Raw genomic sequence first — 12,067 nt, forward strand, 5'->3', positions numbered from 1 at the left:
TCGGTCGCGTCGGTCGCGTCGGTCGCGTCGGTCGCGTCGGTCGCGTCGGTCGATTGTGTCGGGAAGGCGGTGTTGACGGATTGGCGGCAGCCCGCCCGGTCGGTGACGGCCAAGGTCGTCCGCCGTGCGCCGTTCCTTCCCCCTCCCTCACCCACCCCGCCGCGCCGAGATCTCGCCGCGCCGGCCCGAGCGGTCCATCCCCGCCGACGACGCCGACGAGTTGACCTGGCTGCTCTTCCGGCAGGCGGACGTGCTCACCGGCACGCAGGCCCGCGATCATCTCGGCGCCTCCGCGCTCCGGCACCGGGTACGCAGCGGCCGCTGGCGACAGGTGCACCGCAACGTCTACGTCACCCACAGCGGCCCGGTCGACGCCGAACAGCGCCTGTGGATCGCCGTGCTCGGCTGCGGGAAGGGCTCGGTGCTGGCCGGCCTGACGGCGGCGCTCAGGTGTGGCCTGCGGGGAGTACGCAGCGACAGCATCCACATCCTCCGGCCGGGTCGGCTGCGCAGCATCACGCCGCCGACCGGCGTGCTCGTCCGGCGTACCGAGACGTTGGGCGGAGACGACGTGAACGGGCGAGGGTTGCCGCCGCACACCACAAACGCCAGATCACTGGTTGACGCCGCCGCCTGGGCACGCAGCGACGACGAGGCGCGGATGCTGATCGCGGCCGGCTTCCAGCAGCGGCTGGTCGGCGCGGACGACATCCACCAGGTGGTCTACCGGCTACCGACGCTGCGGCGCCGCGCGCTCATCCTCAGCACCGCGAACGACGCCCGGGGCGGGTCGGAGTCACTGCCGGAGCTGCGCTATCTGCGAGCGGCGCGCCAAGCCGGGCTCCCGGAGCCGAGCCGTCAGCACCGGCGCCGCGACTCGGCGGGCAGGGTGCGCTATCTCGACGTCTACTACGAGCAGTGGGGCGTACACGTAGAGATCGACGGCGGCCAGCATCTGGACGTACGCCGGCAGTGGGCGGACATGAAGAGGCAGAACGAGGTGTGGATCGCCGGCGACCGCATACTCCGCTTCCCCTCCTGGCTCGTCCGCGACCACCCCCACAAGGTCATCACCCAAGTCCGCCAAGCCCTCCTAACCGCCGGCTGGCGCCCCTGACATACGTCAAGATCGCAGATCTTGGAAGCGGAGGGTCATGATAGCGACCATCTCGTTCCAAGATCTGCGATCTTGACTTGTAGAGCGTCAGGCTAGTGCGGGGATCGGGGCGCGGCGCGGCGGGGCGCGGCGGGTGGGAGTGGGCGGGGGTGGGGTCGGGTTGAGGGATGGCGGGGCGGGGTTGGCGGGGTGGGAGGATGTTTCACGACAGCGGACTGTCGCTGCGCTGCGCGCAGATCGGCCGGGTACCGTGCGGACTGGCCCCCGCCTGGGACCGCGACCGCCTGTCGGCGGAGACGATCGCCCTGCTCCGCGACCACCGCGACCTGGTACGCGAGCTCCTGGTCTCGGCGGTGCTGCCGTTCGAGGAGGCGCCGGACCTGCTGATGGGGCTGGCCACCGGCGACCGGCACGAGACGCAGGCGGTTCTGGCCACCTGACCCCCGGTCTCCGGGCGAGCCCGCGCCCCACCTCCGGGGGCCGATGGGTCGCGGCTACCTCGGGGTAACCTGGATCGCCGGGCGGGGATCGTCCGGACCGGGCGGCCGGGCGAAGCTGAGCAGTGTGTCCGGACCGTCGACGGTCAGCGTGACGGCGCTGCCGTCGGCGAGCAGCCGGCCCCGGCCGGTGAGGTGGACGCCGTTGAGTCGGACCCGTTCCGTGCCGACCGGCCCGTCGAGGATGACGTTCACGCTTCCGTCCGGGCCGGCGGTGAAGTGCGCCCCCTCGGTCTCGGCCCGGGTCCAGGGGCGGGTGTCGTAGACCGCCGCGCCGTTGCGGTCGAGCCACCGGCCGAAGCCGGCCAGCCGGCTGAGCTGCTCCGGCGGCATGGTCCCCTCGCCACCGGCGGGTCCGACGTTGAGCAGCAGGTTTCCGTTCTTGGCCAGGGCGTCGACGAAGTCGGGCAGCAGGGTGCCGGTGAAGGAGGCGTAGTCGGCGTCGGTCTCGTTGCGGTTGAAGCCGTACGAGTTGCCGATGGCCCTGGTCATCTCCCACTTCTTCGCCTGCACGGTGTCGTATTTCGTGTATTCGGGAGTGGTGAAGTCGCTGTGCGGCACGGTCGGCGGCTTGACGTTCTCGACGAAGTCGGGGTCGTCGCCGATCGCCCACGTCATCACCTGGTCGAAGCCGGCCCGGCCGCGTCGGGTCCCCAGGAGCCAGCGCCAGAGCGAGTCGGTCTGCCAGCGGTCGTTCACCACACCGTCGGGCACGGTGTGGTAGTAGTCGGCGAAGAGGCTGAACAGCCGATCCTCCCCGGTCGGCCAGGAGATGTCGTTCCAGAGCAGGTCGGGCCGGTAGCGCCTGATCAGTTCGCGGAGTTGCGCGTCGGCGTAGTCGGCGTAGCCGTCGCCGTAGCGGGCGTAGGTGTAGTCGCCGAGCGTGCGCACCACCTCGTGCTGGAAGGTCCAGTCCACGCCGCCGGAGTAGTAGATGCCGAAGCGCATACCCTGGGCGCGTACGGCGGCGGCGAGTTCTCCGACGATGTCACGCTCGCTGTGCCAGCCGGGACGGTGCGGGTTGACCACCTCGGTCGGCCAGAGCGGGTACCCGTCGTGGTACTTGGCGACCAGTACGACGTACCGGGCTCCGGAGTCGCGGAACGTCCTGGCCCAGGCGTGCGGGTCCCACCGCGTCAGTCCCGCATCGAAGATCGTCTTGAACTCCTCGTACGCCAGGTCTCCGTAGGTCGCCCGGTGGTAGTCGGCGGTCGGCGTCCCCGGAACCCGCATCGCGTTGTGGTAGTCCTCCGCGTACGGGTGCACCAGCATCGCCCGGTCGTAGTCGGTGCGCAGCACCTCGGCGAAGGTGCCGGTCGGGGCGAAACCCGGCACCGAGAACAGTCCCCAGTGGACGAAGATCCCGAACTTGGCGTCCGAGAACCAGTCGGGGACCGGGTGCGCGTTCAGGGAGTCCCGGGTCGCCTCGTACGGGCCATCGGTGGTCATCCGCGCCTTCCGGTCGTCCCGCCAGGCGTAGATCTTCGCCGCGATCGGTGGCGTGGCCACCAGCACCGCCAGCACGACCAGCACTACCAGCAGTTTCCTGCGATGTCGGCGGATGAAGCCTCGCACGACGCACCTCCCCAGGTAGCAATACAAACGTATGGCCAAGCATGCTGCACCGACACGGGGTTTGCAAGTCGAGCGTATTGCGACCAGAATCGGGCCATGCCGAGGAAGGTCGACCACGAGCAGCGCCGCCGCCGGATAGCCGAGGCGGTGTGGGTGATCGTCGCGCTGCGCGGTCTGGCGGCCGTCAGCCTGCGCGACGTCGCCGCCGAGGCGGGCATCTCACTCGGGCAGGTGCAGCACTACTTCAAGACCAAGGACCAGGTCCTCCGGTACGCCGGCCAACGCCTCGTCGAGCTGGCCGGCGAGGAACTGCGGCGCAGCCTGGCGGCCCGGCCCGAGCCACCGTCCCCGCGCGGCACCATCCGGGCGGTCGCCGAGCAGACCGTGCCGGCGACCCCGGAGCGCCGGGCCGGCGCCGCGGTCTGGTACGCCTTCGTCACCCGGGCGGTCACCGCACCGGAACCCGCCGCGCTGATCCGGGACGCCTGGGCCGGCACCCATGCCCTGATCACCGAGGCGTTGCGTGCGGCGCAGCGGGCCGGGCAGCTCGACCACCGGCTCGACCCGGCGCTGTCGGCCGCGACCCTGCAGACCGTCATCGACGGCCTCGTGCCGCAGGTGCTGGTCGGGCACCGCACCCCCGCCGAGGCGCTCTCCGTGGTCGACCACCACCTCGACCTGGTCTTCTCCACACCCACCTGATCTCTCCCCGTCCGGGAGAGCGGCGTGCGGTAGCGTCGGGGCCGTGGCGGCGCGGGACTGGCACGACTGGCACAGGGCGTACGCGGAGCCGGCCTCGTTCCTGAGCCGCCGGCTGGCCGTGGTGCAGGATCGGATCCGCGAGTTTCTCGACCGGGCCGCGCCCGGGCCGTTGCGGGTGGTCAGCCTCTGTGCCGGCCAGGGGCGGGACCTGCTGGAGACACTCGGCACGCACCCCCGCCGGACGGACGTGACCGCAAGACTGGTCGAGCTGGACCCGCGCAACGCGGCGGTGGCCGCCGACACCGCCCGTGCGGCCGGACTGGACGGCGTCGAGGTGGCGATCGGGGATGCCGCACTCGTCGACCGGTACGCCGACCTGGTCCCGGCCGACCTCGTCCTGGTCTGCGGCGTCTTCGGCAACATCGGCGACGACGACGTACGCCGCACCGTCGGATACTGCGCCCAGCTCTGCGCCACGGGCGGCACGGTGGTGTGGACCCGGCACCGCGACGAACCCGACCTGGTGCCCCGGATCTGCGACTGGTTCGCCGCCGAAGGGTTCACGCTGAGCTGGATCTCCGACAAGGCCGCCGGCTTCGGGGTCGGTGTGCACCGGTTCGCCGGACCGCCCCGGCCGCTCGACCGGGGCGCCCGGATGTTCACCTTCGTCGCCGACCCGCCACCCCGACCCCGGGCATAGCCCGCGGGGCGGGTCGGGTCAGCCGGTGCGGGTCGGGACCGCCAGCGGCTGTGCGGAGGGCGCCACCGGAGCCGGTAGCTGGCTGGCACCGCCGAGGTAGCGGTGGATCGCGGCCGCGGCGGCCCGGCCCTCGGCGATCGCCCAGACGATCAGCGAGGCCCCCCGGTGCATGTCACCGGCGACGAAGACGCCGGGGGTGCCGGCCTGCCACTCGGGGTCGGCGTCGATCGCGCCGCGCCGGTTGCGGGTCACGCCGAGCTGGTCGAGCAGCGGCTGCTCCTCGGTCCCCTCGAAGCCGATCGCCAGCAGCACCAGGTCGGCCGGAAGCTCGCGTTCGGTGCCGGGGACCGTGGTCAGGATCCGCTGGCCGTCCCGCTTCTCGACGGTCACCTCGGCGATCCGGACCGCGCGGACCTGGCCGGTGCCGTCGTCGACGAACTCCTGCACCGCGACCGCGAAGACCCGCTCGCCGCCCTCCTCGTGTGCCGGGTACTCGCGCAGCACCCACGGCCAGGTCGGCCACGGGTCGCGGGCCTCGTCGCGCTCGTGCGGCGGTCGTGGGTAGAGGTCGAGCTGGTGTACGCCGGCCGCGCCCTGCCGGTGCGCCACCCCGAGGCAGTCGGCGGCGGTGTCGCCGCCACCGATGATCACCACGTGCTTCCCGGCGGCGTCGATCGGGGTCGACGACTCGCGACCGTTCACCACCCGGTTCGCCGCCACCAGGTGCCGCATGGCCTGGTGCACGCCGCGCAGCGACCGGCCCGGCGTCGCCGGGGTGTCCCGGCCGGCGAGCGCGCCGCAGGCCAGCAGCACGGCGTCGTGCTCGGCCCGGAGCTGCTCGGCGGTGACGTCGACCCCGACGTTCACCCCGGCCCGGAACCGGACGCCCTCGGCGGCGAGCTGGTCGAGTCGCCGGTCGATGTGCTCCTTCTCCAGCTTGAAGTCGGGGATGCCGTAGCGGAGCAGGCCGCCGATCGCGTCGTCCCGCTCGTACACCGTCACCGCGTGCCCCGCCCGGGCGAGCTGCTGCGCGGCGGCGAGCCCGGCCGGGCCGGAGCCGACCACCGCGACGGAGCGGCCGGAGGGTGCCGGCACGGTCTGCGGAGCCACCAGCTCCAGGTCGAAGGCCCGGTTGATGATCTCGACCTCGACCTGCTTGATCGTGACCGGCGCACCGCCGTTGATCCCGAGTACGCAGGCCGCCTCGCAGGGCGCCGGGCAGAGCCGCCCGGTGAACTCCGGGAAGTTGTTGGTGGCGTGCAGCGACTCGATCGCGGTCGCCCAGTTGCCGGTCCGGACCAGGTCGTTCCAGTCCGGGATGCGGTTGCCCAGCGGGCAGCCGTCGTGGCAGAACGGGATGCCGCAGTCCATGCACCGGGTCGCCTGGTCGCGGATCAGCGCGTCGCCGGCCGAGGGGTAGACCTCCCGCCAGTCGGTGATCCGCACCGGCACCGGGCGGCGGGCCGGCAGCTTCCGGTCGTGCTTGAGGAATCCGCTCGGGTCAGGCACGGGCCACCTCCTGGGACGGGCGCGAGCCGGGTGCGACCGGACGGGCCGGGGAGACGGGCTCGGCCCGGCCGGCCGGCGAGGGGCCGGCGGCGGGCGGTGCCGCCTCGGCGGGCTGGGCGGACTCGGCGGGCTGGGCGGACTCGGCGGGCTGGGCGGACTCGGCCGGCTGGGCCGGTGCGGCGGCGGCCGGTGCGGCGAGGGCGCCCATCACCGCCTCGTCCACGTCCCGCCCCTCGGCCTGTGCGGTCCGCATGATCTCCATGACCCGGCGGTAGTCCCGGGGCACCACGGCGGTGAACTCCTGCACCGCCTCGGGCCAGCGCTTGAGCAGCCCCTCCGCCACCGACGAGTCGGTCTCGGCGAAGTGCCGCTGCACCAGGTCGTAGAGGGTGACCCGCTCGTCGTCGGTGAGCGGGGCCAGGTCGACCAGCTCCGGGTTGACCCGGCGCCGGTCGAGCTGCCAGACGAAGGCGAGACCGCCGGACATGCCGGCGGCGAAGTTCCGGCCGGTGCCGCCGAGCACCACCACGATGCCGCCGGTCATGTACTCGCAGCCGTGGTCGCCCACCCCCTCGACCACGGCGACCGCGCCGGAGTTGCGGACCGCGAACCGCTCGCCGACCCGGCCGCGCAGGAAGAGCTCACCGCCGGTGGCGCCGTACAGGATGGTGTTGCCGGCGATGATCTGGTCCTCGGCCCGGCCGTTCGGGCCGGGTGGCGAGTCGAGCCCGCCGGCGAAGGGCGCGTCCGGGTGCGGGCGGACCACGATCCGGCCGCCGGAGAGTCCCTTGCCGACGTAGTCGTTGGCGTCGCCGGCCAGCCGCAGCGTCACGCCGCTGGGCAGGAAGGCGCCGAACGACTGGCCGGCGGTGCCGGTGAGGTCGAACTCGACGGTGTCGGCGGGCAGGCCGGCACCGCCGAACCGCCGGGTGACCGCGCCGCCGAGCATCGCGCCGACGCTGCGGTGCTCGTTGCGGACCGCGACCTGGGCCCGGACCCGGGGCGGCTGCTCGGTCCCGGCGGCGCCGAGGACCGGCTCGGCGAGGGCGAGCAGGTCGTTGTCGAGCGAGCGGTCCAGCCCGTGGTCCTGGGCGCGTACACCGCGTCGGGCGGCGCCGGCCGGCAGCTCCGGCACGTGCAGCACCGGCCGCAGGTCGAGCCCGTGCGCCTTCCAGTGGTCGAGCGCCGGGGCGAAGTCGAGCAGCTCGGTGGCGCCGATCGCCTCCTCCAGCGACCGGAAGCCCAGCTCGGCGAGGTAGCCCCGGACCTCCTCGGCGAGGAAGAGAAAGAAGTTCTCCACGAACTCGGGGCGGCCGGTGTAGCGCTCGCGGAGCACCGGGTTCTGGGTGGCGATGCCGACCGGGCAGGTGTCCAGGTGGCAGACCCGCATCATGACGCAGCCGGCGACGATCAGCGGGGCGGTGGCGAAGCCGTACTCCTCGGCGCCGAGCAGCGCCGCGACGACGATGTCGCGGCCGGTCTTGAGCTGGCCGTCGACCTGCACGGTGACCCGGTCGCGGAGCTTGTTGAGCAGCAGCGTCTGCTGTGCCTCGGCCAGGCCCAGCTCCCAGGGGGTGCCGGCGTGCTTGAGCGAGTTGAGCGGGGAGGCGCCGGTGCCGCCGTCGTGCCCGGAGATCAGGATGACGTCGGCCTTGAGCTTGGCGACGCCGGCCGCGACCGTGCCGACCCCGACCTCGCTGACCAGCTTGACGTGAATCCGGGCGGCCGGGTTCACGCTCTTGAGGTCGTGCACGAGCTGGGCCAGGTCCTCGATCGAGTAGATGTCGTGGTGCGGCGGCGGCGAGATCAGCCCGACGCCGGGGGTGGCGTGCCGGGTGCGGGCGATCCACGGCCAGACCTTGTTGCCGGGGAGCTGGCCGCCCTCGCCGGGCTTGGCGCCCTGGGCCATCTTGATCTGGATGTCGTCGGCGTTGACCAGATATTCGCTGGTCACCCCGAACCGGCCGCTGGCGACCTGCTTGACGGCGGAACGCCGGGTCGGGTCGTAGAGGCGTTCGACGTCCTCACCGCCCTCGCCGGTGTTGGACTTGCCGCCGAGGGCGTTCATCGCGACCGCGAGGGTCTCGTGCGCCTCGGCGGAGATCGACCCGTACGACATGGCGCCGGTGGCGAACCGCCTGACGATCTCGCCGGCCGGCTCGACCTCGTCGATCGGGACCGGCGGCCGGAGCCCGGTGCGGAGCCGGAAGAGGCCGCGCAGCGAGCCGGCCCGCTCGGCGAGCGCGTCGACCTTGGCGGTGTACTCCCGGAAGACGTCGTACTGCCGGCTGCGGGTGGCGTGCTGGAGCAGGAAGACCGTCTCCGGGTTGAACAGGTGCAGTTCGCCCTCGCGGCGCCACTGGTACTCGCCGCCGACCTCGAGCGGCCGGTGGGCGAGCTGGGCGGTGTTCTCGGCGTACGCCCGGGAGTGCCGGGCGGCGACCTCGGCGTGGATCTCGGCCAGTCCGACCCCGCCGATCCTGCCCGGGGTGCCGGCGAAGTAGCGCTGCACGAACCGGTTGTCCAGGCCGACCGCCTCGAAGACCTGGGCACCGCAGTACGACGAGACCGTCGAGATGCCCATCTTCGACATGATTTTGAGCACGCCCTTGCCGAGCGCCCTGACGTAGTTGCGGATCGCCGTCGCCGGCTCCACCCCGGTCAGCGCACCCGTGTTGATCAAATCCTCGACCGACTCGAAGGCGAGGTAGGGGTTGACCGCCGCCGCGCCGTAGCCGATCAGCAGGGCGGTGTGGTGCACCTCGCGGCAGTCGCCGGACTCCACGATCAGCGCCGCCTGGGTGCGGGTCTGCTCCCGCACCAGGTGCTGGTGGACGGCGGCGGTGAGCAGCAGCGACGGGATCGGCGCCAGGTCGGCGGTGGAGTCCCGGTCGGAGAGGACCAGGATGCGTACGCCGTCCTCGATCGCCTCGGAGACGTGCCGGCAGATCTCGGTCAGCCGGGCCTTCAACCCGGCCGCGCCGTCCCGCACCCGGTAGAGCCCGGAGACCCGAACCCCCTTGAAGCCGGGCAGGTCGCCGTCGGCGTCGATCTTGAGGATCTTGGCCAGCTCGTCGTTGTCGATCACCGGATAGGGGAGGACGACCTGCCGGCAGCTCGCCGGGGTCGGGTCGAGCAGGTTGCCCTCCGGCCCGATGGTCGCCTGCAGGCTGGTCACCAACTCCTCCCGGATGGCGTCCAGCGGCGGGTTGGTGACCTGGGCGAAGAGCTGGTGGAAGTAGTCGTAGAGCAGCCGGGGCCGGGTGGAGAGCGGCGAGATCGGGGTGTCGGTGCCCATCGAGCCGACCGGCTCGGCACCGGCGCGGGCCATCGGCCCGAGCAGGATCTTCAGCTCCTCCTCGGTGTAGCCGAAGGTCTGCTGCCGGCGCCGGACGGACTGGTGGCCGTAGACGGTGTGCCGGCGCGGCGGCAGGTCGGCGAGGTCGATCAGGCCGGCGTGCAGCCAGTCGTCGTACGGGTGCTCGGCGGCGAGCCCGGACTTGATCTCGTCGTCCAGCACGATCCGCCCGGCGGCGGTGTCGACCAGGAACATCCGGCCCGGCTGGAGCCGCCCCTTGGCGACCACGCCCGCCGGGTCGAGGTCCAGCACCCCGGCCTCGCTGCCGAGCACCACCAGGCCGCCGGAGGTGAGCCACCAGCGGCCCGGCCGCAGGCCGTTGCGGTCGAGCACCGCACCGACCAGCGAGCCGTCGGTGAAGGCGACCGAGGCCGGCCCGTCCCACGGCTCCATCAGGCTGGCGTGGAAGCGGTAGAAGGCCCGCTTCGCCGGGGTCATGTCGGGGTCGTTCTCCCACGCCTCCGGGATCATCATCAGCACCGCGTGCGGCAGGCTCCGCCCGGCCAGGTGCAGCAGCTCGAGGACCTCGTCGAAGTTGGCCGAGTCGGAGGCGGCCGGGGTGCAGATCGGGAAGAGCCGCTTGATGTTGCCCGGGATGTCCGGGCTGGCCAGCAGCGCCTCCCGGGCCTGCATCCAGTTCTTGTTGCCCCGGATGGTGTTGATCTCGCCGTTGTGCGCGATGAACCGGTAGGGGTGGGCCAGCGGCCAGGACGGGAAGGTGTTGGTGGAGAACCTGGAGTGGACCAGGGCGATCGCGCTGGCCACCCGGGGGTCGGTCAGGTCCGGGAAGAACTCGGGGAGCTGGTCGGGGGTGAGCATCCCCTTGTAGACCATGGTCCGGGCCGAGAGCGACGGGAAGTACGCCGGCACCCCGCGCTCGGCGGCCTCCCGCTCGGCCTGCTTGCGTACGCAGAAGGCGACCCGGTCCAGGTCGAGGCCGGTCAGCGGCGCACCGGCCCGCCCGCCCGGCGAGTCGGTCAGCCGGTGCGCGGCCAGGAAGACCTGCCGGATCATCGGCCGGGCGGCCAGCGCGGTCTCGCCGAGGTCGTCGGCGCGGACCGGCACGTCCCGCCAGCCGAGAATCTCGGCCCCCTCGACCAGGGCGTACTTCTCCAGCACGGTCCGGGCGCGGGCCTCGTCGGCCGGATCGGTCGGTAGGAAGACCAGACCGGTGGCGTACTGCCCGGCCGGCGGGAGCGGGAAGTCGACGACATCGCGGAGGAACGCGTCCGGCACCTGGAGCATGATCCCGGCGCCGTCCCCGGTGTTCTGCTCGGCGCCCCGGGCGCCCCGGTGGTCGAGCCGGCAGAGCGCGGCGAGCCCCTTCGCGACGACGTCGTGGGAGCGGCGGCCGTGCAGGTCGGCGACGAACGCCACCCCGCAGGCGTCCCGCTCGGTGGCCGGGTCGTAGAGCCCCTGCGGCTCCGGCGTCCGGCCCGTCGCGGCGGCGCCCGAGGAGGCGCGGCCGGGGCCGGTCGGTGCGGAGTCGGCACCCGCCGACGAGGAGAGGTGCGGTTCCTGGGGGTACGGAAAGACCACCGGGGCTCCTGTCGTCATTCACGTTCAATCATTAGGTCGGGACGACGTCGGCCCTGTGCTGGGTCTCTCGAGTCTACGTTAGGGGCCGGCGGGGTCCAGCATCCGTGCTGATCACAGGCAGCGGAATTGATCACATGTCCCGGATCCCGTACGTGTACGCTCCCCCGGTGGCATCTGTACGAGACGAGCCGTTTGACCGGTTGGAACGCTTTTACGATGCGGTGCCGCGTGACGGGGCACACACCGAAGACTTTGGCGGGCTGATCCTGTTCGTCCGGGACGGCGCGGGATGGCCATTCTACGCCCGCCCCCGGCTGGACGCCACGGAGCCGCCCTCCGCCGCCGACGTGACCGCCGTCCGCCAGCGGCAGCGCGAGCTGGGCCTGCCGGAGGTTTTCGAGTGGGTGCACGAGAACAACCCGGAACTGCTCGCGGTGGCCCGGTCCGCCGGGCTGACGGTGCTGGAGGCACCCCTGATGGTGCTCGACCCGGCCGCCCTTCCCCCGCCCGGCGACCTCGCGGGCGCGCCGGTCCGGATCCTGGATCCCGGCGCGCCGACGTTCGCCGCCGACGTGGCAGCCCGGCGCGCGGTCGCCGCGGTCGGCTTCGCCACCCCCGGCACCGAGGTCGGCGCGGCCGGCCCGGCCGCCCGGGACACCGCCCTGGTCGAACTGCCGGTGGACTCCCTCGAGGAGGAGCGCAGCCGCACCGCCGCCGGCCGCCGCATCTCCGCCCTCGTCGAGTCGCCGGATCAGGGCGCCATCGCCAGCGGCATGGCGCTGCGCGAGGGGGACGTCGCCGAGATCGCCGGCATCGCCACGCTGCCCAGCGCCCGCCGCCGGGGCCTGGGCGCGGCCGTCACCGCCGCGCTCGCCCGCCGCCTGCTCGACGACGGCACGAACCTGATCTTCCTCTCCGCCGGCAGCGAGGAGATCGCCCGGGTCTACCTGCGGGTCGGCTTCCGCCGCATCGGCACCGCCTGCCTCGCCGAACCGTAAGGAAGGGCCCCTTCTTATCGCTTTCTGTAGAAGAAGGGCCCCCGCCTAACCTCTCAACCGTCGAGGGTTGCT

Annotated in this window: 7 protein-coding genes and 1 pseudogene; 5 read left to right on the top strand and 3 right to left on the bottom strand. The window is 72.8% G+C overall.

The features are described 5' to 3' along the window. Nucleotides 1-124 precede the first annotated feature (124 nt). Both ACN27G_RS19685 and ACN27G_RS19690 read left to right on the top strand, forming a co-directional pair. Nucleotides 125-1,117: a hypothetical protein gene (locus ACN27G_RS19685; protein ID WP_421494253.1), complete on the top strand. Its 993-nt coding sequence runs from the start codon at nucleotides 125-127 to the stop codon at nucleotides 1,115-1,117. 197 nt (nucleotides 1,118-1,314) lie between these two features. Then, nucleotides 1,315-1,557, top strand: a complete 243-nt coding sequence (locus tag ACN27G_RS19690; protein WP_421494254.1) for a hypothetical protein — start codon at nucleotides 1,315-1,317, stop codon at nucleotides 1,555-1,557. Nucleotides 1,558-1,611: 54 nt separating this feature from the next. On the opposite strand, the gene ACN27G_RS19695 is transcribed toward ACN27G_RS19690, so the two are convergent. Further along, nucleotides 1,612-3,189: an alpha-L-fucosidase gene (locus ACN27G_RS19695; RefSeq protein WP_421494255.1), complete on the bottom strand. Its 1,578-nt coding sequence runs from the start codon at nucleotides 3,187-3,189 to the stop codon at nucleotides 1,612-1,614. A 96-nt stretch (nucleotides 3,190-3,285) separates the two neighbouring features. Between ACN27G_RS19695 and ACN27G_RS19700 the strand changes: the two genes are divergently transcribed. Continuing rightward, nucleotides 3,286-3,891 carry a TetR/AcrR family transcriptional regulator gene (locus ACN27G_RS19700; protein WP_421494256.1) on the top strand — a complete coding sequence of 202 codons (606 nt, stop codon included), beginning with the start codon at nucleotides 3,286-3,288 and terminating at the stop codon, nucleotides 3,889-3,891. A gap of 43 nt (nucleotides 3,892-3,934) precedes the next feature. Next, the gene (locus ACN27G_RS19705; protein WP_421494257.1) at nucleotides 3,935-4,591 is read left to right on the top strand and encodes a class I SAM-dependent methyltransferase family protein; all 657 of its coding nucleotides are present in this window, start codon (nucleotides 3,935-3,937) and stop codon (nucleotides 4,589-4,591) included. An 18-nt stretch (nucleotides 4,592-4,609) separates the two neighbouring features. Here ACN27G_RS19705 and ACN27G_RS19710 read toward each other — a convergent pair whose 3' ends face one another. Further along, the gene (locus ACN27G_RS19710) at nucleotides 4,610-6,100 is read right to left on the bottom strand and encodes a glutamate synthase subunit beta (RefSeq protein ID WP_421494258.1); all 1,491 of its coding nucleotides are present in this window, start codon (nucleotides 6,098-6,100) and stop codon (nucleotides 4,610-4,612) included. Nucleotides 6,101-6,197: 97 nt separating this feature from the next. Next, nucleotides 6,198-10,835 (bottom strand): annotated as a pseudogene (gltB, locus tag ACN27G_RS19715) (glutamate synthase large subunit); the annotation flags it as partial. Nucleotides 10,836-11,164: 329 nt separating this feature from the next. Here gltB and ACN27G_RS19720 point away from each other — a divergent pair. Further along, nucleotides 11,165-11,995 (top strand): GNAT family N-acetyltransferase, encoded by an 831-nt coding sequence (locus ACN27G_RS19720; RefSeq protein ID WP_421494259.1) that lies wholly within the window; start codon nucleotides 11,165-11,167, stop codon nucleotides 11,993-11,995. Nucleotides 11,996-12,067 lie beyond the last annotated feature (72 nt).

This window comes from Plantactinospora sp. WMMB334 (genome assembly GCF_049179095.1).
Taxonomy (GTDB): Bacteria; Actinomycetota; Actinomycetes; order Mycobacteriales; family Micromonosporaceae; genus Plantactinospora.

Coding starts and splice junctions, on each gene's coding strand:
- ACN27G_RS19700 (WP_421494256.1), top strand. CDS start 3,286: ATGCCGAGGAAGGTCGACCACGAGCAGCGCCGCCGCCGGATAGCCGAG.
- ACN27G_RS19690 (WP_421494254.1), top strand. CDS start 1,315: ATGTTTCACGACAGCGGACTGTCGCTGCGCTGCGCGCAGATCGGCCGG.